At 34.5% G+C, this 26,474-nt stretch carries 25 protein-coding genes; 18 read left to right on the forward strand and 7 right to left on the reverse strand.

From position 1 onward, the window contains the following. The first annotated feature begins 112 nt into the window (after positions 1 to 112). Positions 113 to 823 (forward strand): cell division ATP-binding protein FtsE, encoded by a 711-nt coding sequence (locus BM371_RS17865; protein ID WP_034679000.1) that lies wholly within the window; start codon positions 113 to 115, stop codon positions 821 to 823. On the opposite strand, the gene BM371_RS17870 is transcribed toward BM371_RS17865, so the two are convergent. The 3 genes from BM371_RS17870 to BM371_RS17880 are packed head-to-tail and all read right to left on the reverse strand — an operon-like array spanning position 824 to position 3,562. Then, positions 824 to 1,522 (reverse strand): tRNA1(Val) (adenine(37)-N6)-methyltransferase, encoded by a 699-nt coding sequence (locus BM371_RS17870; RefSeq protein WP_034678998.1) that lies wholly within the window; start codon positions 1,520 to 1,522, stop codon positions 824 to 826. Then, positions 1,522 to 2,976 (reverse strand): sensor histidine kinase, encoded by a 1,455-nt coding sequence (locus BM371_RS17875; protein ID WP_034678996.1) that lies wholly within the window; start codon positions 2,974 to 2,976, stop codon positions 1,522 to 1,524. The genes BM371_RS17870 and BM371_RS17875 overlap by 1 nt, the downstream gene beginning before the upstream one ends. Further along, complete coding sequence (locus tag BM371_RS17880) at positions 2,966 to 3,562, reverse strand: riboflavin synthase (RefSeq protein WP_034679283.1); 597 nt, start codon at positions 3,560 to 3,562, stop codon at positions 2,966 to 2,968. The genes BM371_RS17875 and BM371_RS17880 overlap by 11 nt, the downstream gene beginning before the upstream one ends. Positions 3,563 to 3,611: 49 nt before the next feature. Here BM371_RS17880 and pdxA point away from each other — a divergent pair, with 49 nt between their 5' ends. The 11 genes from pdxA to BM371_RS17935 all read left to right on the forward strand — a co-directional run bounded on the left by pdxA (position 3,612) and on the right by BM371_RS17935 (position 14,339). Then, entirely contained in the window at positions 3,612 to 4,703 is a 1,092-nt protein-coding gene (gene pdxA / locus BM371_RS17885; RefSeq protein ID WP_034678994.1) for a 4-hydroxythreonine-4-phosphate dehydrogenase PdxA, read from the forward strand. Between the two features lie 83 nt (positions 4,704 to 4,786). Further along, entirely contained in the window at positions 4,787 to 5,311 is a 525-nt protein-coding gene (locus BM371_RS17890) for a YceD family protein (RefSeq protein WP_034678991.1), read from the forward strand. A 59-nt stretch (positions 5,312 to 5,370) separates the two neighbouring features. Continuing rightward, the gene (gene rpmF, locus BM371_RS17895; protein WP_034678990.1) at positions 5,371 to 5,574 is read left to right on the forward strand and encodes a 50S ribosomal protein L32; all 204 of its coding nucleotides are present in this window, start codon (positions 5,371 to 5,373) and stop codon (positions 5,572 to 5,574) included. A gap of 127 nt (positions 5,575 to 5,701) precedes the next feature. Further along, positions 5,702 to 6,184: an acetyl-CoA carboxylase biotin carboxyl carrier protein gene (accB, locus tag BM371_RS17900; protein WP_034678988.1), complete on the forward strand. Its 483-nt coding sequence runs from the start codon at positions 5,702 to 5,704 to the stop codon at positions 6,182 to 6,184. A gap of 82 nt (positions 6,185 to 6,266) precedes the next feature. Then, positions 6,267 to 7,622, forward strand: a complete 1,356-nt coding sequence (gene accC, locus BM371_RS17905) for an acetyl-CoA carboxylase biotin carboxylase subunit (protein ID WP_034678986.1) — start codon at positions 6,267 to 6,269, stop codon at positions 7,620 to 7,622. Positions 7,623 to 7,865: 243 nt separating this feature from the next. After that, on the forward strand, positions 7,866 to 9,113 hold the full coding sequence (rocD, locus tag BM371_RS17910) for an ornithine--oxo-acid transaminase (protein ID WP_034678984.1): 1,248 nt from the start codon (positions 7,866 to 7,868) through the stop codon (positions 9,111 to 9,113). Positions 9,114 to 9,144: 31 nt separating this feature from the next. Next, complete coding sequence (locus BM371_RS17915; RefSeq protein WP_165571797.1) at positions 9,145 to 10,125, forward strand: glycosyltransferase family 9 protein; 981 nt, start codon at positions 9,145 to 9,147, stop codon at positions 10,123 to 10,125. Positions 10,126 to 10,142: 17 nt separating this feature from the next. After that, the gene (locus BM371_RS17920) at positions 10,143 to 11,099 is read left to right on the forward strand and encodes a WaaS/CpsH family glycosyltransferase (RefSeq protein ID WP_051883009.1); all 957 of its coding nucleotides are present in this window, start codon (positions 10,143 to 10,145) and stop codon (positions 11,097 to 11,099) included. Positions 11,100 to 11,189: 90 nt separating this feature from the next. Further along, a complete protein-coding gene (locus BM371_RS17925) occupies positions 11,190 to 12,179 on the forward strand; it encodes a hypothetical protein (protein ID WP_034678981.1) in 990 nt (329 codons plus the stop codon). Next, a complete protein-coding gene (locus BM371_RS17930; protein WP_034678978.1) occupies positions 12,176 to 13,138 on the forward strand; it encodes a WaaS/CpsH family glycosyltransferase in 963 nt (320 codons plus the stop codon). Before BM371_RS17925 ends, BM371_RS17930 begins: the two co-directional genes overlap by 4 nt. Further along, positions 13,128 to 14,339: a glycosyltransferase gene (locus BM371_RS17935; RefSeq protein WP_034678977.1), complete on the forward strand. Its 1,212-nt coding sequence runs from the start codon at positions 13,128 to 13,130 to the stop codon at positions 14,337 to 14,339. Before BM371_RS17930 ends, BM371_RS17935 begins: the two co-directional genes overlap by 11 nt. Positions 14,340 to 14,350: 11 nt before the next feature. Here BM371_RS17935 and BM371_RS17940 read toward each other — a convergent pair whose 3' ends face one another. Further along, positions 14,351 to 15,241: a glycosyltransferase family 2 protein gene (locus tag BM371_RS17940; RefSeq protein WP_051883008.1), complete on the reverse strand. Its 891-nt coding sequence runs from the start codon at positions 15,239 to 15,241 to the stop codon at positions 14,351 to 14,353. A 74-nt stretch (positions 15,242 to 15,315) separates the two neighbouring features. On the opposite strand from BM371_RS17940, the gene BM371_RS17945 reads away from it, so the two are divergent. Continuing rightward, entirely contained in the window at positions 15,316 to 16,290 is a 975-nt protein-coding gene (locus BM371_RS17945; protein ID WP_131431014.1) for a hypothetical protein, read from the forward strand. Here BM371_RS17945 and BM371_RS17950 read toward each other — a convergent pair. Beyond that, positions 16,273 to 17,256 carry a glycosyltransferase family protein gene (locus tag BM371_RS17950; protein WP_051883003.1) on the reverse strand — a complete coding sequence of 328 codons (984 nt, stop codon included), beginning with the start codon at positions 17,254 to 17,256 and terminating at the stop codon, positions 16,273 to 16,275. The two genes, BM371_RS17945 and BM371_RS17950, sit on opposite strands and share 18 nt — an antisense overlap. Before the next feature lie 16 nt (positions 17,257 to 17,272). Continuing rightward, on the reverse strand, positions 17,273 to 17,617 hold the full coding sequence (locus BM371_RS17955; protein ID WP_034678974.1) for a phosphomannose isomerase type II C-terminal cupin domain: 345 nt from the start codon (positions 17,615 to 17,617) through the stop codon (positions 17,273 to 17,275). 98 nt (positions 17,618 to 17,715) lie between these two features. Between BM371_RS17955 and BM371_RS17960 the strand changes: the two genes are divergently transcribed. From BM371_RS17960 to BM371_RS17970, 3 genes are read left to right on the forward strand one after another with little or no spacing between them, the layout of a single operon-like run. Continuing rightward, positions 17,716 to 18,630, forward strand: coding sequence for a glycosyltransferase family protein (locus BM371_RS17960; RefSeq protein ID WP_034678973.1), 915 nt, complete (start codon positions 17,716 to 17,718; stop codon positions 18,628 to 18,630). A gap of 57 nt (positions 18,631 to 18,687) precedes the next feature. Then, positions 18,688 to 20,193, forward strand: coding sequence for a glutamate--tRNA ligase (gene gltX / locus BM371_RS17965; RefSeq protein WP_034678971.1), 1,506 nt, complete (start codon positions 18,688 to 18,690; stop codon positions 20,191 to 20,193). Between the two features lie 49 nt (positions 20,194 to 20,242). Next, a complete protein-coding gene (locus BM371_RS17970; protein ID WP_034678969.1) occupies positions 20,243 to 21,199 on the forward strand; it encodes an acetyl-CoA carboxylase carboxyltransferase subunit alpha in 957 nt (318 codons plus the stop codon). 57 nt (positions 21,200 to 21,256) lie between these two features. On the opposite strand, the gene BM371_RS17975 is transcribed toward BM371_RS17970, so the two are convergent. Then, entirely contained in the window at positions 21,257 to 21,958 is a 702-nt protein-coding gene (locus BM371_RS17975) for a DUF6759 domain-containing protein (protein WP_034678967.1), read from the reverse strand. A gap of 149 nt (positions 21,959 to 22,107) precedes the next feature. On the opposite strand from BM371_RS17975, the gene tsf reads away from it, so the two are divergent. Both tsf and BM371_RS17985 read left to right on the forward strand, forming a co-directional pair. Further along, the gene (gene tsf, locus BM371_RS17980) at positions 22,108 to 22,932 is read left to right on the forward strand and encodes a translation elongation factor Ts (RefSeq protein ID WP_034678964.1); all 825 of its coding nucleotides are present in this window, start codon (positions 22,108 to 22,110) and stop codon (positions 22,930 to 22,932) included. Between the two features lie 197 nt (positions 22,933 to 23,129). Further along, the gene (locus BM371_RS17985) at positions 23,130 to 26,471 is read left to right on the forward strand and encodes a T9SS C-terminal target domain-containing protein (RefSeq protein WP_034678962.1); all 3,342 of its coding nucleotides are present in this window, start codon (positions 23,130 to 23,132) and stop codon (positions 26,469 to 26,471) included. The last annotated feature ends 3 nt before the right edge of the window (positions 26,472 to 26,474 follow it).

Genomic DNA, 26,474 nt, shown 5'->3' on the forward strand with positions numbered 1-26,474 from the left:
TTCAGGCATTTTTTGTTGTTAAAATATATTAATTTCTTAGGTTTATAGAATATCTTTTTTTATTTTTAAAATCTGAAAAAGCGCTTTCTCAAAAGCACCTAAAAATAGATTTATGCCACATACCAATATCTCCGGAGACAGCATTGTAAGTCTGCAGCACGCAAAGATTGCACAGAAAAACTTCACTGTTCTTTCTGATGTTAACCTTAATATAAAAAAAGGAAGATTCTGCTACCTTATCGGGAAAACAGGTTCCGGAAAAAGCTCACTGCTTAAAACACTTTATGGTCACATCCCTTTAGCCAGCGGAGTTGGTACAGTTGTAGGATTCGACATTGCAAAGCTAAGAGCTTCAGACGTTCCCAATCTGAGAAGAAAATTGGGTATTGTTTTCCAGGATTTCCAATTGCTTTCCGACAGAACGGTTGAAAAAAACCTGAAATTCGTTTTGGAAGCCACAGGATGGAATGACAAACATAAAATCGACGAGCGCATCAATGAAGTTCTTTCGAGCGTAAACATGAAAGGCAAAAAACATAAAATGCCGCACGAACTTTCCGGTGGTGAACAGCAACGTATTGCGATTGCAAGAGCACTTTTAAATCACCCTGATTTAATCTTAGCCGATGAGCCTACAGGAAATCTTGATCCGGAAACATCAAATGAAATTATGACACTACTAAAGCAGGTTGCTCTGGAAAACGGAGCTGCGGTGGTAATGGCAACTCACGATTATCACATGATTCAGAATTTCCCGGGAGAAGCGATCAGATGCGAAGACGGAAAGGTTTCTGTACTTGATACGGCTGAACTTTTTGAGTAATTATTTCTCTTTAAAAACATGAAACTCTTTAGTGAGTTCAAGATATTGGTCCGAGTATTGTCTCGGACTTTTTTCTATAATAAATTCTGATTCTTCTAATTCTTTTTCCATTAAAGAAAATTCCAAAATGAGTCTTTTTGTTTTAGAATTTTCAATTCCTTTAATATTGATTTTTCGGATTAAATACAATTGATTTTCATGAGCTAATTTTATAAAATCACCTCCAATTTCAAAAGGAATAATCACTGAGAAAATACCGTCTTCAGAAAGTAATTTGGAAGATTTTGAAATCAATTGCTGGAAATTCAGCTCAACAGTTTGACGTGCCAATTTATCTTTTTCAGAGCCTGATTCTTCAAAATACGGAGGATTTGAAACAACGAAATCAAACTTTTCATCGGGTTCAAATTTTTTAAAATCCTGATGGATATTTTTTAATCTTAGATGAAAAGGTGAATTCTCAAAATTGAGTCGGGTAAGATTTACAGCTTCTTCATTAATATCAATTCCTAAAAACTCAGCAGAAGAATTTTTTTGAGCCAACATTAAAGAAATCAAACCGGTTCCGGTTCCCACTTCCAAAACTTTTTTAGCATTAACAATATTAGCCAAAGCTCCCAGCAAAACACCGTCTGTTCCGACACGGAAGACGTCTTTTGACTGTTGAATTTCAAATTGTTTAAACTTAAAAGGCCTCACTATAAATTGGTAGGTAAAGCGATCGTGAATGTAGAACCTTTTCCGACTTCAGATTTTACGGTAATTTCACCTTTATAATCTTCCACCATTTTGCGAACCATTGATAAACCGAGCCCCATTCCGCTGTTTTTGGAGGTGAAATTCGGTTCAAAAATTTTTTCGTACATCTCTTCAGGAATTCCGATTCCGTTATCCTGAACTGAGATAATAACTCTACGCTGGTGCTGCTCAATATCTACATTTACCAAAAGATTTCTGTCGTCACTTTTTGCCTGCTTTGCATTGGTAACCAGATTCGTGATGATTCGGGAAAGAAAAACCCGATCCATCGTAATCATAATATTGCTCTTATTGGCATGAACAAATATCTGATCATCGTTGAAAACCCTTAGAATATCATCAATTTCGTTATTAAGATTAATGACTTCATTGTTTTTTTCAGGAAGCTTTGCAAACTCAGAAAAAGCAGAAGCAACTGTCGCAATCACATCGATCTGATCAACCATGGTTTTGCTCATCTGTTTCACACGCTCAGTAACATTCGGGTCATTCGGATCAAATTTTCTTTCAAAATTCTGAATCGTCAGCTTCATCGGCGTTAAAGGATTTTTCACTTCATGAGCAACCTGTTTTGCCATTTCGCGCCACGCTTCTTCCGATGCTTTAAACCGAAGCCTCTCTTTCTGATCCTGAATCTGAAGAATCATCCTATTATAAGCTCTTGCCAAAGCATTAAGCTCATCATTTTTGTAATATTTGATCGGGCGCATTTCGTTTTCAAAAAGCGTAATACGTGTGATCATATCCGAAAATTTTGTAATATTTTTAGCCAAATTATTAGAGGTAACCCAACTCAACCAAATACTGAAAGCAATAATAACCAGATCTACCAATAAAATATAAACCACATATTTATGTAAAACATCCATGTAAGCAGATTCGTTATGATAAAGTGGGATATAAATAATCCCAATCGGTTCCCAGTTATTATTTTTAAGAACTAAATAAGAAGAAGTATAAACCGCGTCTTTTTCTGCATCATACCCACGAATGTCATAGCGGGTTTCTTTAGAAAGAATTTCGTTGACAATTTTGAGCGGAATTTTCTTTTTATCGACCTGATTAGACTCTTTATTGGAAAGAAGATAATTTCCTTTCAGATCATAAATAACAATATCGTGCTGATTAATATCTGCAATTTCAAATATTTTGTTGCCTAAAACTTTTTTAAGATCGCCGGTTTGCACAGAAGTACGGCTCAGAGCATAATCAAAATACGCCATGACCGCATTCGTTTTGTCCTGCATATCAATCTTACTCTGCTGGAGCGCATTATTCCTTAAAACGAAATAAGGAACAAGAGAAGAAGCTGCAACACTTAAAAGACATATCAGTAAGAAACCGAAAAACACACGATTTCTTAAACTATATCCTTTATATTTATTAAACGACATTCTGCTTATTAATTAGTTTCGAAATATATTTACCAATAATATCAAACTCCAGATTCACTTTATCGCCCACCTGAAGCGTATTCATATTGGTAAATTCCCATGTGTAAGGGATAATAGCCACAGAAAACTGAAAATCTTCACTCTTAGCTACCGTCAAACTAATTCCATTTACTGTGATTGAACCTTGAGGAACTGTAACAAAATTACCTTCTGAATTATATTGTACAGTAACAAAATAGCTGCCATCTTTGTTTTCGATGCTTACAATTTCTCCGGTTTTGTCAACATGCCCCTGAACAATATGCCCATCCAGTCTGCCATTCATCATCATACAACGTTCCAAATTGACAACACTGCCCTCTTTCCAGTTACCTAAATTTGTTTTTTCTAAAGTCTCATTAATTGCCGTGACAACATATTTATCGTCTTTAATCTCAACTACCGTAAGACAACAGCCGTTATGAGCAAGGCTCTGATCTATTTTTAATTCGTTCGTAAAAGGACAACTTAGGGTAAAGTCTATATTCGTTCCGTTTTCCTGTATTTTTTCAATAACTCCTACTGCTTCAATAATTCCTGTGAACATATTTATTTTTGCTAAATTTGTAAAATTATAATCTTCAAAGATAATCAAAATGAGCCCAAAAAACCATAAAGTACGAGTAGGAATTTCAATTGGTGACTTCAACGGCATCGGCCCGGAAATCATCATGAAATCTCTGAAAGACAAAACCATTACAGACTTTTTCACTCCTGTTATTTTTGGTTCGGGCAAACTTTTCACTTTTCAGAAGAATATTTTCAAGCTGAATTTAAATTTCAACTACATTACAGAAGCTTCCCAAGCACAAAACGGAAAGCTGAACATGGTAAACCTTACAAAAGAAAACTCTAATGTAGAATTGGGAAAACCCACTGAAGAATCCACAAAAATGGCCATCGATTCTCTTGAAGCAGCAACCGAAGCCTTAATGAAAGGAGAAATTGATGTTTTGGTAACCGCACCGATCAACAAGGATGAAATGGTAAAAATGGGTTTCAAGCATGCAGGTCACACTGGATATTTTGAAGAAAAATTCAACAAAAAAGGATTAATGTTTTTGGTCAGCGAAGATTTGAAAGTGGCAGTTTCAACACACCACATTCCAATTTCACAGGTAGCTGAAAATATTTCTAAAGAAAAAATAAAGAAGCAGATCAAAGCCTTAAACCAAACTTTAATTGAAGATTTTGCCGTAACAAGACCAAAGATTGCTGTTTTAGGATTGAATCCGCATTCAGGAGATGGCGGAGTGATCGGAAATGAAGAGATTGAAATTATTGCTCCAACAATTAGAGAACTTTCAGACAACGGAATCCTTACTTTCGGTCCTTTTCCGGCAGACAGTTTTTTCCAACCAAGCAAATACAGGAATTACGATGCAGTTTTAGCGATGTATCACGATCAGGGATTGGCTCCTTTTAAAACTTTGGCTTATGAAGAAGGGGTAAACTATACAGCCGCACTTCCTTTCATCAGAACATCTCCGGATCACGGGGTTGCTTATGATATTGCGGGTAAAAATATTGCGGACGAGCAGAGTTTTATGGAAGCAATTTTCACAGCCATCAAAATCTTTAATAACAGAAATGATTATAAAGATTTGATGAGCAATCGTCTGCAGCCAAGAAGAATGCCTTCGGATAACGGAATTGATGAAGATCTGCCTGTAGAAACTGAAATGTAAAATTTGTAATCGAATTAAAATTAATTTGTTATATATTTTATTTGTAATATTAAAAAAAATGCATATTTTTGCACACTCATTTTATGGACAAGTTAAGAAACTATGACGTAAGCTTTTCCGGTTTAAAAACTGGCAAGCACGAGTTCAGGTTTGAGATAGATAAAGAGTTCTTTCAATTATTTGACACTGAACAGGAATTTACAGATCCTAAAATTGCAGTAGGCGTTTTGCTTGATAAACACACTACTTTTTTAGAATTTGAGATTAAAGTTGATGGTACAGTAGAATTGGTTTGTGATATCACGAACGAAAATTTCACTCACCCGATTGAAAATCAGATTGGTATTTTGGTAAAGTTTGGCGAAGAATACGATGACAGCGAAGAAGATGTTATTACCATTCCTACCAATGATCATGCATTTAATGTAGCTCAGTTGATCTACGAAAATGTGGCACTTTCAATCCCAATGAAAAAGATTTCACCCAATGTAAGTGATGAAGATCTGGCAATTCTTGAAAAATTCAGTCCAAAAGAAACCGAAGAAGAGGAAGAACACGAAAGCGACCCGAGATGGGACGCACTAAAAAATTTAAAGAATAAAAATTAAATAGTTTAATGATGGGATGATGAATCTCATCGCTCATCAATTAAAAAAGTTATTACAAAATGGCACATCCAAAGAGAAGACAATCGTCCACAAGAAGAGATAAGAGAAGAACTCACTACAAAGCTGTAGTTCCTCAATTAGCTAAAGATGCAACAACAGGTGAGATGCACCTTTACCACAGAGCTCACTGGCATGAAGGAAAACTTTACTACAGAGGTAAAGTAGTACTAGAAAAAGAAGTAGCAACTACTGAAGAAAATTAAGAGTTGTTTTTCATCGAAAAACACTCATTTTAATACGAAAACCGTCCGATTTTGATAAAATTTGGCGGTTTTTTGTTGTTTTTTATGTTTTTTTGGTATCTTTGACAGCAAATCAAATATCAATTTTATGGACATTAAAGACATACAGAATCTTATTAAGTTTGTATCTAAAGCTGAGGTTTCAGAAGTAAAATATAAAACTAAAGATTTCGAAATCACTATTAAAACTCCATTAGCTGGAAGTGAAGTAGCTTATGCTCAACCCGCTGTATACCATACAGCTCCTCAACAAGTAGCTGCTGCTCCGGCTCCGGCTGCAACTCCGGCTGCACCTGCTCAAAATACTGAAGCTTCTTCTGATGACAGCAAATATGTAACGATTAAATCCCCAATGATCGGAACTTTCTACAGAAAGCCATCTCCGGATAAAGATGTATTTGTAAACGTTGGTGATGAAGTTTCTAACGGAAAAGTGGTTTGTGTAATCGAAGCAATGAAGTTATTCAATCAGATCGAGTCTGAAGTAAGCGGAAAAATCGTAAAGATTTTAGTTGACGATGCAACTCCTGTAGAATACGACCAACCACTATTCTTAGTAGATCCATCTTAATTATAGTTGATTAATGATGATTGATAATTGATGAAAAAATCAATTTCAAATTTCAAGTTTTCAAATTTCAAATCCAATTAAGATGTTCAAAAAAATATTAATTGCCAATCGTGGCGAAATTGCAATGCGTATTTTACGTACTTGTAAAGAAATGGGGATCAAAACCGTTGCGGTATATTCCACAGCAGATAAAGACAGTCTTCACGTAAGATTTGCTGATGAAGCAGTTTGCATCGGTCCTGCAATGAGTAAAGACTCATATCTGAAAATTCCTAATATTATTGCTGCTGCAGAAATTACAAACGCAGACGCTATTCATCCTGGTTACGGTTTCTTGTCTGAGAATGCTAATTTCTCAAGAATCTGCCAGAAGAACGGCATTAAATTCATCGGTGCTTCTCCTGAACAAATTGAAAAAATGGGAGACAAAGCAAATGCTAAAGCAACCATGAAAGCTGCAGGTGTACCTTGTGTACCGGGTTCTGACGGTTTGATCGAATCTTACGAACACGCTGTAAAAATTGCTGAAGAAACAGGATATCCTGTGATGATTAAAGCAACTGCAGGTGGTGGTGGAAAAGGAATGAGAGCGGTATGGAAAGCTGAAGACCTTAAAGATCACTGGGAATCTGCCATTCAGGAAGCTGTAGCAGCCTTCGGAAACGGAGGAATGTATATGGAAAAACTGATTGAAGAGCCGAGACATATTGAAATTCAGGTTGCAGGAGACCAGTTTGGTAAAGCTTGTCACCTTTCTGAAAGAGACTGTTCGGTTCAGAGAAGAAACCAGAAATTGACGGAAGAAACTCCTTCTCCGTTCATGACCGACGAACTTCGTGAGCAAATGGGTGATGCAGCTGTAAAAGCGGCTGAGTATATAGGATATGAAGGTGTTGGAACGATCGAGTTTTTGGTTGACAAGCACAGAAAATTCTATTTCATGGAGATGAATACGAGAATTCAGGTTGAGCATCCGATCACTGAGCAGGTTATTGATTATGACTTGATCAGAGAGCAGATTCTTTTGGCTGCTGGAACTCCGATTTCGGGAATTAACCATTACCCAAAATTACATTCAATTGAGTGCAGAATTAACGCAGAAGATCCTTATGCTGATTTCAGACCGTCACCTGGAAAAATCACAGGATTAAACATTCCTGGAGGACACGGGATCAGAGTTGACACTCACGTTTATTCAGGATATACCATTCCTTCAAACTACGATTCAATGATTGCAAAATTAATCACAACGGCACAAACCCGTGAAGAAGCAATTGCAAAAATGAAGCGTGCATTGGAAGAATTTTATATTGAAGGAGTAAAAACAACCATTCCTTTCCACAGACAGCTGATGGAAGACGAAAGATATCTTTCGGGAGATTACACGACAAAATTCATGGAAGATTTTGTAATGGATAAGAAATACGATAATCATTAAGATTATTTTAAAATAAACTTAACCGTCTCAATTTGAGGCGGTTTTTTTATGTTAAATTTTTAACTGATTTAATTTTATTAAAGTCAAAAGATATAAAAACTAAAAGTGTAACCTACTTTACGAATATTTTCTCAACTTTTAATTTTAAACGTCAAAACATACTTAATTCTGCTTATTTTACAGGATTGTTATTCTGTACAGATATGTAATTTATAATATGTAAATTTGTAAAAACCAAAATTTATGTCAACAGTTACAGCAAAAAACTCACAATATTTTATCGATCTTGAAGATCAGCACGGTGCTCACAACTATCATCCGCTTCCTGTGGTTTTAGATAAAGGAGAAGGTGTTTTTGTGTGGGATGTAGAAGGCAAAAAATATTACGATTTTCTTTCTGCATATTCAGCTGTAAACCAAGGGCATTCTCATCCTAAAATTGTTGACGCATTGGTAAATCAGGCTAAAAAACTGGCCTTAACATCAAGAGCATTTTACAATTCAAATTTAGGTGAGTACGAAAAAAAGATCACTACCCTATTTGGATTCGATAAAGTTTTACCGATAAACTCCGGCGCAGAAGCTGTTGAAACTGCTGTAAAACTGGCCAGAAAATGGAGCTATGAAGTAAAAGGCATTTCTGAAAATGCTGCCAAAATAATTGTTTGCGAAAACAATTTCCATGGAAGAACGACTACGATTGTTTCTTTCTCGAATGATCCTGATGCGAATCAGAATTACGGACCATTTACACCCGGATTTATCAAAATTCCTTATAACGATATTGCTGCATTGGAAGAAATTCTAAAAAATGAAGCTCAGAATGTTGCTGCATTTTTGGTTGAGCCTATTCAGGGTGAAGCAGGAGTTTATGTTCCTGATGAAAACTTTCTGAAAAATGCCTCAGAATTATGCAAAAAATACAATGTTCTTTTCATCGCTGATGAAGTGCAGACTGGTATTGCGAGAACCGGAAAATTAATTGCATGTCACCACGAAGATGTACAACCTGATATTTTAATTTTAGGAAAAGCACTTTCAGGTGGAATGTATCCTGTTTCTGCAGTTTTGGCAAATGATGAGATCATGCACGTCATCAAACCGGGACAACATGGTTCTACTTTCGGAGGAAATCCTATTGCGTGTGCTGTTGCAATTGCTGCTTTGGATGTCGTAGAGGAAGAAAAGCTTTCTGAAAGAGCTGAAGAATTAGGGAAATTATTCAGAAGTGAGATTGAAAAAGTGATCGAAAAATCTGACCTTATCACCAAAGTACGAGGAAAAGGCTTATTGAATGCTATTTTGATCAACGATACTCCTGAAAGCTCAACTGCATGGAATCTTTGTTTAAAGCTAAAAGAAAACGGATTGCTTGCCAAACCAACCCACGGAAACATCATCAGATTGGCACCGCCTTTGGTGATTACAGAAGAGCAGTTGCTCGACTGTGTGAAAATTATTGAAAAAACGGTATTGGAGTTTGGAGGATAAAATGAAAATTTTAATTATACAAAAAAAATTCATGGGTGACGTCCTCGTGACCTCAACGATATTACCTCAACTCAAAAAAAAATATCCTCAATCAGAAATCAGCTTTCTTTTGGATGAAAAGCATGCTCAGATATTAAAAGGAAATCCTTTTGTCGATCATTTTCTTTTTTTCCATGAAGATGGGCTTTTAAAAACTGTATCTCAGGTAAAAAGCAAGAAATTTGATCTTGTCATTGATCTTTATTCCAAAATAGAAACCGGAATTATTTCTCTGTTTTCAGGAGCGAAGACCAGAATTGGCTTTTTCAAAAATTACACGCAGATTTTCTACAACAAGCCTGTAAAAAGACAAATGCAGGTAAAATCTGCAAATACAACACTCGGAATTGAGCATCGCCTTCAAATGCTTGAACCATTAAACATACCTTTTGGAGAAGTTTTTCCTAAAGTTTACTTATTGGATGAAGAAACTGAAAACGCAAAAAAAATTCTTGCAGAAAACAATCTATCGGTAAATGATCAACTCATCATGATCAGTACATTTGGTAGCTCAGAAGAAAAAACGTACCCCATAGAGTATATGGCAGAACTTCTGAAATCTATCGCAGATTATAAGCCTGAAGTAAAAATTCTTTGCAATTATATGCCTGCACAGAAAGAGAAGTTTTCCAATTTATACAATTCTTTGCCGGAAAAAACACAAAAAACGATCATCAAAACATTTGATACAAAAAACTTACGCGAATTTATTGCCGTTACGAGTCTTTGTAAATGCCTGATTGGTAATGAAGGCGGAGCAACAAATATCAGTAAAGCACTTAATGTTCCGACATTTACTATTTTTTCACCTCAGATAAAATTATCAGACTGGGCATGGACCAGCAATCCCAAAATGGATAAGTTTTTGCATGTAACCGATTATGTGCCAAATTCAACAAATTATTCAGACTTCAAGCCTTCGCTTTTGGAAAAAGATTTAAAAGAATTTTTGGACAAAACCATATTAAATTAATTGCTGATTTTCAAAGGATGAAAGAACCTAAAAAGCTTGTACTTCTTATAACTTACGATAATTGGGGTTATAACCAATATATTGCTGATGCATTGCAGGACAAATCGTACCATGTAATGCATATTGATTTTCACAGTTTTAAATACAAATATCCCGGAATTGCTCATAAAACGTTAAATTTTTTCACTAAAAACTTAGGAATTGTAAATCTTAAACATGTTTATTATAACGAGGTTATTTTAAGTAAGCTTAATGATATTAAAAGTATCGATACGGCAATTTACATTAAGGCTGATTTTTTATCAAAACAAACCATTGAAGCCATTAATGCAAAATCAAAAAATTCGGTACTGATCATTAGTGATTCTATCAACAGGTATCCTAAAACCAAAAATATACTTTCCCTTTTCGATAAGGTATTTTCGTTTGAAAAGAAGGACTGCAAAAAGTATAATTTAAGCTTTAAAACAAATTTTATTTATAAAACTGCGGATACCATTCAGACAAAATTCAAATATAAAGTATTCAATATAAGCTCTTATGACAATAGGTTTCCGATTATAAAAAAGATTGCCGAAACTTTGTACACCATGAATGTAAAAAGTAAGATTATTATTTTTTCAAAAAAGGAAAATACCGAACCTTATCTGGAGTTTTCTAAATCTCCTTTAACCATAGCAGAAATCAATAATTTTCTTGACGAGTCAGAGATTGTGCTTGATGTGAGCAGATCGAGGCAGCAAGGTTTGAGCTTCAGAGTTTTTGAAAGTTTAGGGCAGAGAAAAAAGCTGATTACAACCAATAAAGATATTGTGAACTACGATTTTTATAATCCTGAAAACATTCTGGTTATTGAAGACATCGAAAACATCACGATTCCTGAAATATTTCTTAACACTCCTTATCGTGAAGTCCCTAAAAATATTCTTCATAAATATCTGATAGAAAACTGGGTAGAAGATTTGGTTAATTAATATTTTGTAATTTTAAAAATTAAATGGTATTATCGCACCTTCAAATTGAGAAAACATCTCAATCAAACCCTATTTATTAACTGAGATTCTATGATTTCTTATAAAAATACTTCCAAGATCATCATATTTTGTCCCCCGAAGAAAGTGACAGGTGGTCCGGAAGCATTGCACCAGCTTTCAAACAAGCTTTATGAATTGGGGTTTGATAATGTATACATGCATTATGTTCCTAAGAAAGCAAATGCAAAAGCTGTAAACTATAATATTTACAAAACTCAGGAGATTCACAGTTTTGAAGACCATCCCGACAATATATTGATCATCCCTGAATCAATGACTTTTCTAATAAAAAAATACCCCAAGAGCCAGAAAGTAATCTGGTGGCTGAGTGTAGATTTTTATAAGATTTTAATGGATTACAGGGTCAGAAAACAAAGCTTCATTACCAAAATATTCTACAATCAAAACGATAAGGAATATCATTTTGAAGCACTACCCAATGTTTATCAATGGGCACAATCTTACCGGTCGAGTATTTATCTGAAAGATCATGGCATCCCTGAAAGCCAGATCGATTTTGTGTGTGATTACATCAATCCGATATTTTTAGAAAACAAAGAACCTATTCAAAAAGATCTTAACAACAAAACGATCCTATACAACCCTAAAAAAGGTAAAAAAGAAATTCCTGAGCTCATCAAAGCTTCTCCTGATCTGCAATGGATTCCTATTCAAAACATGAATGCTTCGCAGATCAAGGAACTGATGTCAAAATCTTTATTGTATGTAGATTTTGGTGAAAATCCGGGCAGAGATAAAATGTTGAGAGAATCCGTTTCTCAGGATTGCTGTATTATCTCGGGAAAGAATGGTTCTTCTGCTTATTATGAAGATTTAATGATTCCTGAAGAGTATAAATTTGAATTCAGCGAAAGTAAAATTCCGGCGATCGTAAAGAAAATAAAAGAAGTTTTGAACAATTATCCGCAACATATTCCGCAATTCAGAGTTTATAAGGATATGGTACTGAATGAAGAAATAACATTCGAAAAAAAGCTGCAGGAAATATTTAAAAAATGACCTTAAAGAAAATTACCTTAATCTATCCTTTTGCGTATGGCTATATTGATTTTGTAGTCAAAGAATTGCAGTCTTATTCATCAATAAATGTTACAGATATAAAAACGGATGTTATAAAATATAAGTATCCGCATATAGGTGCTAAAGTCTGGAACGGAATCACGAAACTGTTTGGAAAGAACAGAAAAAGAGAATTTTTTAACGAACAAATTCTTCAGCAGATCAAAGAAAAACAGGATATTATTTTTATTATCCGTCCCGATCTTATGGATTTGCACGTTTTGGAGGAGCTTAAAAAAAGAACAGACTGTTTTATCGCTTACTATTACGACAGTTGTAAAAAATATCCTCAACAACTTGAAATTGCACATTTTTTTGATGAGATTTATTCTTACGAAAAAGAAGATATAAAAAAGTACGGTTTTATTGAAACGACCAATTTCATTTACGACGAAAAAATAGAATCAAGAGAAACTGAGTACGATATTTTCAATATTTCATCTTATGATAATCGAATTGAAGAGATCAATAATTTGTCGAAGGTTTTAGTTGATGCAGGATTGAGAATAAAATTTATTTTATTTTGGTTTGAAAAATTAAATTATCCGCATCTCTCTTCCATAACAAAATATCTTAGCTTAGAAGAAACTAAGAATTTTATTTCACGGTCTAAATCGATGATCGATATACAAAGAGCAGATCAGAAAGGTCTTTCATTCCGAACTTTTGAAAGTCTTGGCTATCGAAAGAAACTTATCACAACCAATTCAGCCGTGAAGGAATATGATTTTTTCCATCCGGATAATATGATGATTATTGACAGCAAAAATGTTAATACAGATTCTATAAAAGATTTTATTGATCTTCCGTATGTGGAAATTCCACAGTATATACTCGATAAATACAGTGTAAAAACTTTTACCGCCAACATTTTTAAACTACTACCCGATGGGAATTAAAAGAAAGATAAAAAACTATATTCATATAAAGAAATATTATCCTTTATCTGACAAAACGATTGTTCATGATGATGGTAAGAAAACGATTCTTATTGTTGATAATCAGATTCCCATGTTTGATAAAGACTCTGGCTCGAACAGACTTACAGAAATTGCCGCTTTTCTTGCAAAGCATTACAATGTTTATTTAATGAATTGGTTAAAACCCATTCCACGAGTAGAACAAAAAAAATACATTCAAAACTTCAGTGATTTGAATGTTACGGTTTATACTCCTTTTATAAATAAATATGGTATAATGCGTGGTAAAAAAAGTTTTCTGAACAAATTAGCGCCAAAAATCGACTATGTCTGGTGCCATCGTCCTGAAATTTATGAATATTATTTAGATTTCTTTAGAAAAAAAACACCACAGGCACAGATTATATATGATATGGTTGACATTCATTTTTTAAGAATGCAAAGAGGTCTTGAAATACAATTTGACAAAAAGAAGGAAAAACAAATTGAATATTACAAAAATATAGAAACTAATCTGAGCAAAAAAGCAGATAAAGTCGTAGTAATAAGTCAAAAGGAAAAAGACTTCATGTCAGATTTTATTGATGAATCAAAACTATTCACCATTAGTAACGTTCACAACTTGAAAGTTAAGCCACAAGAAATGCCTCCTTTTGAAGAAAGGCAAGGAATTTTTTTTATAGGATCTTTTCTTCATGATCCTAATGTAGATTCAGTAAAACATTTATACAATAAGATTCTTCCGATTGTTTGGAAGACGTTACCCAATCTTAAAGTTTTTATTATCGGTCAGGAACCTTCAGAAGAAATTTCAAATATGAATTCCGATCTTTTTCAGGTAAAAGGATTTGTAGAAAATATTATTCCATTTTATGAAAACTGTTTTGCTTCTGTTTCTCCTTTACGATATGGAGCCGGAGTAAAAGGTAAAATAGGTCAGGCTTTTGAGTATGCACTTCCTGTTGTTACCACAACCATTGGCGCAGAGGGAATGTTTCTTGAAGACAGATTTACTGCATTAATATCAGAAAACGAAGATTATCAAAAATTTGCTGAAAACATCATTGAAGTTTGTACGAATAAGCAGTTATGGGATACTTTACAGAACAACTCTGCAAAAGCAATTTTCCCTTTTTCAATTGAAGCTCAAAAAGAGGAAATGTTTAGATTACTATCATAATTAAGAGCAATCTAAACCAGTTTTTTAAATTTTCCCTCGGTAATTGCTTTCAATTGCGAGATAAATGTTGTTAAATTATCTTTAAAACTTCCTTTTTTATTGAATAATTTTTTTTGCGCTTGATATAAAAAGTCTGAAATTAATTTACTGTGGGGTAAATTATATAATCGGCAAAGAAAAATTCTATTTCTTGTCATGTAAAAATTTTGAAAGTCATCCTGCTTACTCATTTCATGATATGCAATTAACGTTGTGATAATTGCTTGTTTTGCATACGGAATACTTTTTAAACGATAACACCATTCTGTTTCTTCAAAATACATAAAAAAATCTTCACGCATCATTCCTATCAAATCTAGAGTTTCTTTTTTAAACATCATTGCACTGCCATTTACATAGTCAATATCCGTATTGATTTCAGCAATTGTCACATCACTTATTTTTTTCCCTCCATTTGTATGACTTGCTTTAAAATATAGATCCATATCCACTTTTCCTCCATCGGAGAAGATATATTCTCTATCAAACTTATCGCAAATTCTCGGTCCTACAAAATAAAGATTACTTTCATTTGCAAGAGCATCATATAAACCTTGCACCACCTGATATGAAATTTCTATGTCTGGATTTAATATTAGAAAATAATTTTTATTATCATTCAGAGCTTTGTCAATAGCCAATCTGTTTCCTTTAGCATAACCGCCATTCTCTTGTGACTGAATAAAATGAAGTTGGTTATTTGAAGTATATTTTCTTAATTTTTCTCTATCATGAGGAGAAGAATAATTATCAACTATGTATAAAGAAGAAGGATCAACACCCTGAGCCTTTAATCTGTTAACCTGATCTACAATTTTCTGCGATGAATTATAATTCAAAATTATTATTGCCAAATCTTTCATGTCTCAAAAATATATAAATCTAAAAAATTGTACAAGCATACAAAAAAGTAATCAATTTACTATAAAAAACTTATTTGAGACAAGTATTCAAAATTCTCAAAAGTCTTTTTGATTACATATTTTATTTTGCTATTTTTCCACAATATTTATTAGAATCATTTTCATCTATGGGAAGAAAAAAAATTATTAAGGTTGGTTATCTACTTTCTTACGATTACTCTTATATATTAACCTCTTTAAAGCACATTTATGAATATGTAGACAGCATTGTAATAAGTTACGACATAAATAATAAAACGTGGGCAGGGAATGATGTGGAAATACCTAAAAGTTTTTTTTCAGAAATAAAAGAATTTGATAAAAAAAATAAAATTATTCTTTATAAAGATCAATTTTATATTCCAGGAATACAGCCAATGGAATTGGAAACTCGACAAAGAAATATGATGGCTGAAAAACTAGGTTTTGATGGATGGCACATACAGATAGACGGTGATGAATATGCATATGATTTTCAAAAATTAAGTAAATTTTTAAGAAAAAATAAATATTTATTAAGAATCGCAAACAAAAAGCAATTCAACTTTCAGGTTAATTTCGTTACATTATTTAAGCATAATGATGAAGGCTTCTTTGTGATTAAACCTTTTGAAGAGAAATGTAACCTAATTACAAACTATCCTAAATACGAATATGCAAGATATACCAATAGAGAGCAAAACTTTGCATTAGATTATCATCTTATACATCAATCATGGGCAAGAGATGAAGAAGAGATTACAGAAAAAATAAATAATTGGGGACACAAAAATGATTTTGACACATCCAAATTCTTTGAGATGTGGAAAAGTCTAAATGCTGATAATTACAAACAGTTTAAAAACTTTCATCCTTTAGAGGGTAAACTATGGAAAGAATTATCATTTTTCCCGGCTAAGAATATTGATGAATTCATTATAAAGTTTGAAAATGAACATCCACAAAAAGACCTTAAACTAGCGCTAAAATTTAGTAAAAAATTAAAACTTTATCTAAAATCTCTTTTCTAGGTCATATATAAACACATCTTCGAATTTCTTCATCACTGCTGAAGGATTGAATAGCCTGGAATAAGAATCCCAATCTTGAGTAGGATCAGGCTTAAAATTATTTAAAATATGTAGTAAATCTTTTTTATCATTATATAGCACTGCTTTTTCACCTAAAATATCCAAATGTGATTTTTCATCAGAACCAGACCAAGTAATTATTGGTTTATTTTTAATTGAAAACTCACCTACTGCCATACCAAAGCTTTCACCTTGCTGCCTTGCGTGAAGAAAAGCATCGGAAGTATTAATGAATTTAACTTTTCTTTCTACATCAGTTGTTGGAGGAAGGAAAATAATATTTTTATATGATCTGAAAAGATTCCTTTTTACGAATTCATTGGTACCCATAAAAATGAAAAAAATATTTTTGTTTTTAATGGCAGTTTTCTTTACCGCATCCATCACAAAATCTATATCAAAAGTATCAGCGCCGCCGTATCTGGCAAATACAATTGCATCTTTAGGAATATTTAGCTCCTCACGTAGATTTCCTTTCACTTCGGGCAAATCAACTATATGAGGTACAAAAGGTAATTTCCCGTCACTCATCGTTTTTGATAACCATTCTGAGACATAGGCATAAACATCTCCGTATGGTTCATTATATTTAAAAACAGCATGAATAACTGTTTTGATTAAATCTACAGGAGCATCAGTCTCTTTTTCTCCGGACTTTATTGCATAAAAAAGGTCTGCATTTAAGCTATTGATGATACGATCTCTATCTGCAACATCATTGTAAGCTATCACCTCAAATCTACTTTCAAATCGAGTTATTGCCTCACTGATATTATTCGGACTATTTTTTGGATAAAGAATTACAGACTCATTATTTAAAATTGTCTCATTATAATTTGCATAATCAAAAAGTGCATTAGACGTCCCTCTGTAGCACAATTGATTTTCATGGAAAATAATTTTCACTTGCTGGAATTATATTTTATTCTCTATCGTAAATATCCTCAATCCTCACAATATCATCTTCCCCGAAATAAGTTCCGGTCTGTACTTCGATAAATACCACAGGTTTTTCAGAAAGATTCATCATTCTGTGTTTTGCGCCAAGCGGAATAAAAATGCTTTCGCCGTAACCTAATTCAATTTCTTTATCATCAAGAACAACAGTGGCATCACCTTCAATGATCGTCCATTGTTCCTGTCTTTTGTGATGGTATTGGTAAGATAATTTCTGACCCGGGTTTACTTCTATCCTTTTCAACTTATAATTGGGCTCATCAGCCAAAACATAGTATTTTCCCCAAGGTCTTTCTCCAATTTCTAGCATATTATAACTTTATATACCTACAAAAGTAAAATTATTTTTTTCAAAATGATTCGGGTTTAAAAAAAAAGTTAGATTTTTGCCCTCACTAATACTACCAAATGAAAATCAGTGCATTCAGCTATGTAAGAAACGGCTTTACTTATGGTGTTCCTTTTCTGGAGTCGATTCAGTCGGTTCTCCCACTTTGTGATGAGTTCGTAATAGCAGTTGGTGATTCTACAGACGGAACCAAGGAAGCTATTTTAAATCTTGGGGATCCGAAAATAAAAATCATTGACACGATCTGGGACGACAGTTTGACAAGAGGTGGTAAAATATTTGCCCAACAATGCAACATTGCATACGAAAACGTTTCAAAATCTGCGGATTGGATTATTCATATTCAGGCAGATGAAGTACTGCACGAGAAAGATTATCCTTTAATTTTATCTAAAATTAAAGAAGCTGATTCTTACCCTGACATTGATGGACTTTTACAACCATTTATTCATTTCTGGGGCGATTATAACAGCATCCGTAATAGTCGTAGGGTTCATAAAAATGAAATAAGAATTTTCAAGTATGATCCCAATATCAGAGCTTACATCGATTCTCAGGGATTCAGAAAATTCAAATCTATTGAAAATTATGAAAATGGATCTGAAAAGGGTGAAAAACTAAGAGTTTTAGCATTAAATGCACCGATATATCATTACAGTTCGGTAAAATCTAAAAGAACAATGTCCTTAAAGGCCAATAATTTTGTTTATTATTATGGTCATTCTGATAAAAAATTAGAAGAAGCTCCAAAAGACGAGTTCAATTATAATACGGTAGACCGGGTAATAAAATTTACCGGAACACATCCCAAAGTAATGGCAGAAGCTATTGCAAGCTATGATTTCATTTTTAATCACGATAAATCTCAAGCAGTCTGGAAAAAGAAAGACCGATACCTACAACCCATCGAAGATTTGCTGAAAATCCGGTTCGGAGAATACAAAAATTACATTCTGATAAAAAATCCAAAATAGAATTCCTTTTTTTTACAAGAAAGTCTCGTTAAATTTGCACCAAAATTAAAATTAAAAATGGAGAAAGTAAGAGTCCGTTTTGCTCCAAGTCCTACAGGACCTTTGCATTTGGGAGGCGTAAGAACCGCATTATATGATTATCTTTTTGCTAAAAACCAAGGCGGAGAATTTGTATTGAGAATAGAAGATACAGATACTGCAAGATATGTGGAAGGTGCAGAAGACTACATCGAAGAAGCCCTTGAATGGTGCGGGATTATCGCTGATGAAAGTCCTAAAAAAGGAGGGAAATTTGCTCCATACAGACAATCTGAAAGAAGAGACATCTACGACAGATATACCGAGCAGATCTTAAAAACAGATTATGCATACATCGCTTTTGATACCGCCGAAGAATTGGATGCCATCCGCGCTGAATATGAGGCAAGAGGTGATGTTTTTTCTTATGATAATAAAACCAGAAACCTTTTAAGAAACAGTCTTGCCCTTCCTGAAGAAGAAGTGCAAAAATTATTGAATGAAAAGACACCGCATGTCGTACGATTCAAAATGCCTGTTGACAGAACATTGGGTTTAGTAGATATTATCAGAGGAAATTCTGCTGTAAACACAGACACTTTAGATGATAAAGTTTTGGTGAAAAACGACGGGATGCCGACGTATCATTTTGCCAACATCATCGATGATCACGAAATGGAAATTTCTCATGTAATTCGTGGAGAAGAATGGTTACCTTCTTTAGGATTACACACTTTATTGTATGAAGCAATGGGTTGGGAAGCACCTCAGTTTGCGCATCTTTCTTTAATTTTAAAACCTGAAGGAAAAGGTAAACTAAGTAAAAGAGACGGCGACAAGTTCGGATTCCCGGTTTTCCCATTAAATTTTACAGATCCTGAAACGGGAAATGTTTCAAAAGGCTACAGAGAAAGCGGCTACCTTCCGGAAGCTTTCATCAATATGGTGGCACTTTTGGGTTGGTCTCCTTCAGATGATAAAGAAATTTTGTCTTTGGATGAAATGGCGAAAGAATTTGATCTACACAAAGTTCATAAAGCCGGAGCAAGGTTCAGCAAAGAAAAAGCAGAATGGTTCAACCATCAGTATATCCAGAAAACTTCGGATGAAGAATTATTGAACATCCTTAAAAATTCAGATTTAAATTTAAATATTTCAGATGATAAATTAATCAGGATCATTCATCTGATGAAAGAAAGAGCAACGTTCCCGAAAGATATTTACGAAAACGGAAAATTTTTCTTCGAAGCACCAGCTTCTTACGATGAAAAAGCATCGAAAAAAGCCTGGAATGAAGAAACTTCCTCAATTTTAGGAGAATTAGCAACACATTTAGAAAGCACTGAATTCAATGCTGAAGCTTTAAAGCAGACCGTTCACCATTTTGCTGAAAACAAAGGTTTGGGAATGGGGAAAGTAATGATGCCGTTACGTTTAGCTTTGGTAGGCGAATTGAAAGGACCGGACGTTCCAGATATCATGGAACTTCTTGGTAAAGAGGAAACTACCTCCAGGATAAGCAATGCTATAAACAATTTTAAATAAAATTACCATAATTTTTCATACATTTGAAAGATTTAATTTACTTCAAGAAATGGAATATTTAAGTTTCGAACTTCCTATAAAAGATTTGATGGATCAATACCAAACTTGTTCTTTAGTAGGAGAAGAAAGTGGTGTTGATGTAAAATTAGCATGCAGCCAGATCGAAGACAAGATCATAGAAAAGAAAAAAGAAATCTATGGAAATCTTACGCCTTGGCAAAGAGTACAACTGTCTCGTCATCCGGATCGTCCTTACACATTAGACTATATCAATGGGATGGTAGATAAAGGCAGCTTCCTTGAGCTTCACGGTGACAGAAATTTCGCAGATGATCCTGCAATGATCGGTGGGCTTGCTACGCTTGACGGACAGAAAGTAATGATTATCGGAACCCAGAAAGGAAGAACTACAAAAGAAAGACAATACAGAAGATTCGGGATGCCCAATCCTGAAGGATACAGAAAAGCTTTAAGACTAATGAAATTAGCTGAAAAGTTTAAAATTCCTGTAGTAACTTTGGTCGATACACCGGGAGCTTATCCAGGTCTTGAAGCTGAAGAAAGAGGACAAGGTGAAGCAATCGCAAGAAATATTTTCGAAATGACCATGCTAAAAACTCCTATTTTCACTTACATTATCGGTGAAGGAGCAAGCGGCGGAGCATTAGGAATTGGTGTCGGAAACAAAGTGTATATGTTAGAAAACACTTGGTACACGGTAATTGCACCGGAAAGCTGCTCATCAATCCTTTGGAGAAACTGGGATCATAAAGAAGATGCAGCCAATGCATTGAATCTTACTCCGAAAGATGCTTTAAGAGAAAAATTCATCGACGGAATCGTGGAAGAACCTCTTGGAGGAGCGCATTACGATCCGGAAACAACCTATTTAAACCTTAAAAGTTCAATTTTGCAGAACATCAAAGCGTTCTCAAAATTCACAGGGAAAGAACTCGAAACCCAAAGACAAGATAAGTTCATTGCAATGGGACAGTTTAAAGGATAGTAATATTGAAAAATAAAAAAAATCGGTTAAGAAAATTTCTTAACCGATTTTTTATTTCTATTCAGCGACATTCAACTGAATTTCTATGTCTTTGTTTATTTTTTTCAGCGAAGAATATTTTGCATCGCAAACGGACGTCGTCACCACATAATCGCCTTTTTCAATCAAAACAAAATTATCTCCTTTTGCAGGAACATCGAGATTATAATATTTTTTACCGCTGATTTTTACGATAAGTCGGCATTTTGAAAGGTTTTTGATGTTAACGTACGCTTCATTATTATTCGGGTCATTACTAAAAAGATGAGTAAGCAACGAGGCTGTCTTTTTTGCCTGCTCACTCGGCTCCGATTTTTTGCTTGAACTTCCCATTGATGCATATGTTACGGTACGTTCCGGCGTTGCTGCTTTTGCAGTGGATGCCAAATCTTTACCTTTATTCAGCTCGTTATTGCTGACAATTTTCTCAATTTTGTCTTTACTGATTGGTTTTATGGTCGGTTTGGCTTCAATAGAATTATCTGCCATAATGATGGTGACCAATTTTCTTTTAAGATCATTATTTTTTTCGTGTCCGGGGTTTTGCTTGATAAAACCCGCGATAATTCTTGGTTCTGAGCTTGCCATAGCTTCTTCCAATGTATAAATAATGACTACTTCTTTTTCTGCGACAGCTTTAGTCGCCTTGGCTTTTTTCTTCTTCTGAGCAAAGCCTATACTGAAAACGAAAAGGAATATGATTAGGAATATTTTTTTCATGTAGATAAAACCTTTTAAAAAATTATTAAATAAATACTATAACGTTAAAAGTCATTTTTTAGTTTATCATTAAAATCATTATCTTTGCACTGCTTAAAAATAAACTATTAAAGTTAATAATAATTTTAAATAAAAAAATAATAAATATTATGTCTTATACACCAGCTGCTGCAGACGTAGCAAAATTAAGAAACCAAACAGGTGCAGGTATGATGGACTGCAAGAAAGCTCTAGTTGAAGCAGAAGGAGACTTCGAAAAAGCAGTTGATATCCTTAGAAAAAAAGGACAGAAAGTTGCAGCTAACAGAGCAGACAGAGAATCTTCTGAGGGGGCTGTAATCGCAAGAGTAAATGAAGATAACACTTTAGGTGTTGTAATTTCTCTAAACTGTGAGACTGACTTCGTTGCTAAAAACGAGGCGTTCATCGAGCTTGCTTACGAATTGGCTGAAATGGCTATTTTCGCTGCTACTAAAGAAGAATTATTGGCTACAGATTTCCACGGAATGACTGTTGCTGAGAAATTGATCGAGCAAACAGGTGTTATCGGTGAAAAAATCGAGATCGGTGCATTCGAAAGAATCGAAGGGCCATTCTTAGGAGCTTACATCCACGCTGGAAACAAAATCGCTGCTATCACTTCACTTTCTGCAAAAGTAGATGGTGCTGACGAAGCTGCTAAATCTGTATCTATGCAGGCTGCTGCAATGAACCCGATCGCTCTTGACGAAACCAGAGTTTCTCAGGAAACTATCGATAAAGAATTAGAAATCGAAAGACATAAACTTACTGAAGAAGGTAAGCCTGCAAACATTATCGACAATATCCTGAAAGGTAAAATGCAGAGATTCTACAAAGACAATACTTTGGTACACCAGGATTTCATTAAAGACAGCTCTATTTCAGTTGCTGATTATGTGAAGTCTGTAAACGGAGATCTTAAAGTAACTGGATTTATCAGAGTGAGCTTGTAATCTTTTAGATTTTAAAATATTAATCCCGGTGAATTTTTCATCGGGATTTTTTTGTGGAATAGCGCAATTACAATATTAATACTATATGAAGTTTATTTTAAATTATTGAAATTTTATTAAATTATAATTAAATGTTAAAAATATTGCATAAAAAATTGATTATTAATACCTAAATTTGTCGCCCCTAAAACTGAGGCATGAAAAGACTTCTACTAATTATTTGTACATTTTGGTGCTTAATCCTTAATGCTCAACTTGATAATGAACACTGGTTTGCACCGATGTCGGCTAAAGCCGGAACAAACGGACTTGAAGGATATTTATATTTATCTACTGACGAAAACGTTCCGTTTTCTGTACAGATCTTCAACAACAATACTTTGTACACAACCGTTCAGGTAAGCAAAAACAATCCTGCTCAGGTTATTATACCCAATAATTTTTTAATTGCATCCTCTCAATCTCAATTGTTTACACCAAACAATATGGGATTAAATGTAAAAGGAACAAAAAAATTCTTTGCCAACTACCGATTTGCCATGCAAAACCATGCGGAAATTTTAACCTCAAAGGGTGCTGCAGGTTTAGGTACTACATTTTATGCAGGGGTTGCTCCTATTTCAGGATCTGAAGATCACATGAATGCAACCATCGGAGTAACTGCTACTGAAGACAATACAGTCGTAACAATTTCGGGTTATAATCCTGGAATTACTTTTTCCGACGGGGTTTCTTCACCTACAAGAACTTTTACCCTTAATAAAGGAAAATCTTACATTCTGGATGTGGTAAGCTCATGGTCGAACATCAACAAAAACGGATTAGTAGGAGCGAAAATTGTTGCAACAAAAGCAATTTCTGTCACTAATGGAAACTTTAATGCAGCATATACTTCTCTGAATCTTACCAACAATGATATTCTGATGGATCAGGCTGTACCTGTAGACCGTTTAGGAAAAGACTTTGTGGTGGTAAAAGGCAACGGAACGGTAACTTCCCAGATGGAAACCGCTTTGATTATCGCTACAGAAAACAACACTCAGATAACTTTTAACGGGTCAGGAGCTACAACAACGCTTAACGAAGGACAATATTACATTGTACCGAGCGCAAGATATCAGCATCAGGGAAATGGCCATTACAATATGAATATTTCTTCAACGAAAAACATTTATGTATATCAATTATTGTCCGGTGCCACTAACGGAAATGAGTATGCTTCTGGAGGAATGAATTTCATACCGCCTTTAAGCTGTTTCATGCCAAGTAAGATTGATGAGATAGGTTATATTAACCAGATCGGGGGTCAGAATTTCGCCACAAGATTAAATATCATTACTCAAGCGGGAGCAACAGTAACTTTGAACGGAACAAACATTGCGGCTGCAAACGGCCCTTATCCCGTAACAGGAAATCCGAACTGGGTAAGCTACTCTATTCAGAATGTTACAGGAAACGTTACTTTGAATTCTACAAAAGCAATGACTGCAGGGATTGCAGCTGGAAGTGGCGCTGTAGGATATGGCGGTTATTTTGCAGGGTTTTCATCAGTTCCGGCAATTACAAAAACAGGTGACTGCTATGCCGGAATTCGACTTCAGGTAGACAACAATTATGATGGCTATCAATGGTTTCTGAACGGTGTAGCGATAACTGGAGCGACCACCTATTTTATCAACCCCGAGTTGTACGGAGCCGGAGCTTATACTTGTTCTGTAACAAAAAATAATTGTGAAACCAAGTTAACTACGGTTTATAATTACACTTTGTGTCCGCCGATTTCTACAACAACTTATACAATCGGATCTTGTAATACAAAAGTAATAACACCAGTTTTTACCAGTTCTACACAAACTATTGTTCCGTCGCTTACCACAATAATTTCTCAGCCAACTTCTGGTACTGCGACCGTAAACCCGACAAACGGACAGATTACCTACACACCAAACCCAACAACGGTAAACACAACAGATACATTTATCTATTATATTCAGGGTAACGGAAATCCTTTTGCATTTGAATACTTTAAGATTATTATTAATACAGATGTTCTTCAGGCAAACAATGCTTCACTAAGTTCATGTAGCAATGCTTCAGGAAACGGAACTTACGATCTGACTACCGCAAATATTACTTCAGCAACAGGAACTACGATTACTTATTTTACCAATTCGAATTTAACCGGCCAAATACCTTTACCTACAAATTATACAGGGCCTACAGGAATTATTTATGCCAATATTACTTCCGCTTATGGATGTACAAAAGTTGCTCAAATCACTTTAACGGTTACTCCATCCCCGAACATCAATACTTCAAACTACAATGCTGTTCTTTGTGATGATAATTTTGACGGAATCATTAATGTAAATTTTAATACGGTAACTCCTCAGATTGTAGCAAATTCAGGAAGCTTTACGGTAAGATATTATTTAAATCAGACTGACGCCAATGCAGGAAACGGCAACACGCTTCCAGTAAACTGGACTTACACAGCAAACACAACAGTCTATGTAAGAGTTGACGGTTCAAGCTCTGTATGCCCTTCGTCTTTCGGACAGATCGATTTCAAAATTGGTAATAAAATAACTTTATTAACCACAAATGTTACAACCGAAATTTGTGACAATGATTTAAATGGTTCTCAGAATGTTAATTTAAACGACTATAAGAACCAATTTACTACAGATCCATCGGTGACATTGACTTTTCACTCAACATTAGCTGATGCTCAGGCTGGAATAAATACATTAGCTCCAAGCCAGACAATTACTTCACCTAAAACTTTCTACATAAGATTTACAAGTGGAAATGGCTGTCCGAATACTGCTACCTTAATTATTAGTTTAAAATCTCCTAAAAAATCTGATATTCTTAGAGACCAGATTATTTGTTCAGATGACAAAGCAGTTTTAAATGCAGGTGACGGGTTTACATCTTATTTATGGAGCACTGGTGCAACAACATCTACGATTACGGTCGGTGTAGGAACTTATTTTGTAGATCTTGAATTCAACGGTTGTGTTTACAGACAAACCGTAAATGTAACTGCAGCACAAGCTCCTACAATTACAAGTATTGTGGTAACGGGAACTACTGCTACGATAAATGTTTCAGGAGGCACAGCTCCTTATCAGTATTCTCTGAACGGATCCGACTATCAGAATTCAAACGTATTTTCCGGACTTACAAGAGGGCCTCACAAAGTATATGTGATCGGAAGAGATGGATGTCTTCCAGTCATTAAAGATTTCTTAATTTTAAATTTGATCAATACCATAACACCAAATGGTGACGGAAGAAATGATGTTTTAGATTATTCTGATTTAAAGATTAAAGATCAGGTAAATATCGAAGTAGCAGATCGCTATGGCGCAACAGTTTACAAATCTTCGAACAACAATTATAAATGGGATGGTAAACCCGGCGGAAGAAGTCTGCCAACAGGCACATATTGGTATATTATCAGATGGGTTGAGCCTGATACAAAATTACCAGTTTCACATTCTGGATGGCTATTAATTAAAAATAGAGAATAAATA

Source organism: Chryseobacterium formosense (assembly GCF_900116415.1).
In the GTDB taxonomy this organism is placed as follows: domain Bacteria; phylum Bacteroidota; class Bacteroidia; order Flavobacteriales; family Weeksellaceae; genus Chryseobacterium; species Chryseobacterium formosense.

Excerpts from the sequence above, each read along its gene's own strand:
- BM371_RS17970 (WP_034678969.1), top strand. The coding sequence starts at position 20,243 with ATGGAATATTTAAGTTTCGAACTTCCTATAAAAGATTTGATGGATCAA.
- BM371_RS17935 (WP_034678977.1), top strand. The coding sequence starts at position 13,128 with ATGGGAATTAAAAGAAAGATAAAAAACTATATTCATATAAAGAAATAT.
- gltX (WP_034678971.1), top strand. The coding sequence starts at position 18,688 with ATGGAGAAAGTAAGAGTCCGTTTTGCTCCAAGTCCTACAGGACCTTTG.
- BM371_RS17960 (WP_034678973.1), top strand. The coding sequence starts at position 17,716 with ATGAAAATCAGTGCATTCAGCTATGTAAGAAACGGCTTTACTTATGGT.
- BM371_RS17925 (WP_034678981.1), top strand. The coding sequence starts at position 11,190 with ATGATTTCTTATAAAAATACTTCCAAGATCATCATATTTTGTCCCCCG.
- BM371_RS17915 (WP_165571797.1), top strand. The coding sequence starts at position 9,145 with ATGGGTGACGTCCTCGTGACCTCAACGATATTACCTCAACTCAAAAAA.
- tsf (WP_034678964.1), top strand. The coding sequence starts at position 22,108 with ATGTCTTATACACCAGCTGCTGCAGACGTAGCAAAATTAAGAAACCAA.
- rocD (WP_034678984.1), top strand. The coding sequence starts at position 7,866 with ATGTCAACAGTTACAGCAAAAAACTCACAATATTTTATCGATCTTGAA.
- BM371_RS17880 (WP_034679283.1), bottom strand. The coding sequence starts at position 3,562 with ATGTTCACAGGAATTATTGAAGCAGTAGGAGTTATTGAAAAAATACAG.
- BM371_RS17955 (WP_034678974.1), bottom strand. The coding sequence starts at position 17,617 with ATGCTAGAAATTGGAGAAAGACCTTGGGGAAAATACTATGTTTTGGCT.
- BM371_RS17985 (WP_034678962.1), top strand. The coding sequence starts at position 23,130 with ATGAAAAGACTTCTACTAATTATTTGTACATTTTGGTGCTTAATCCTT.
- BM371_RS17920 (WP_051883009.1), top strand. The coding sequence starts at position 10,143 with ATGAAAGAACCTAAAAAGCTTGTACTTCTTATAACTTACGATAATTGG.
- accB (WP_034678988.1), top strand. The coding sequence starts at position 5,702 with ATGGACATTAAAGACATACAGAATCTTATTAAGTTTGTATCTAAAGCT.
- BM371_RS17930 (WP_034678978.1), top strand. The coding sequence starts at position 12,176 with ATGACCTTAAAGAAAATTACCTTAATCTATCCTTTTGCGTATGGCTAT.
- BM371_RS17875 (WP_034678996.1), bottom strand. The coding sequence starts at position 2,976 with ATGTCGTTTAATAAATATAAAGGATATAGTTTAAGAAATCGTGTGTTT.
- BM371_RS17890 (WP_034678991.1), top strand. The coding sequence starts at position 4,787 with ATGGACAAGTTAAGAAACTATGACGTAAGCTTTTCCGGTTTAAAAACT.
- pdxA (WP_034678994.1), top strand. The coding sequence starts at position 3,612 with ATGAGCCCAAAAAACCATAAAGTACGAGTAGGAATTTCAATTGGTGAC.
- accC (WP_034678986.1), top strand. The coding sequence starts at position 6,267 with ATGTTCAAAAAAATATTAATTGCCAATCGTGGCGAAATTGCAATGCGT.
- rpmF (WP_034678990.1), top strand. The coding sequence starts at position 5,371 with ATGGCACATCCAAAGAGAAGACAATCGTCCACAAGAAGAGATAAGAGA.
- BM371_RS17865 (WP_034679000.1), top strand. The coding sequence starts at position 113 with ATGCCACATACCAATATCTCCGGAGACAGCATTGTAAGTCTGCAGCAC.
- BM371_RS17940 (WP_051883008.1), bottom strand. The coding sequence starts at position 15,241 with ATGAAAGATTTGGCAATAATAATTTTGAATTATAATTCATCGCAGAAA.
- BM371_RS17975 (WP_034678967.1), bottom strand. The coding sequence starts at position 21,958 with ATGAAAAAAATATTCCTAATCATATTCCTTTTCGTTTTCAGTATAGGC.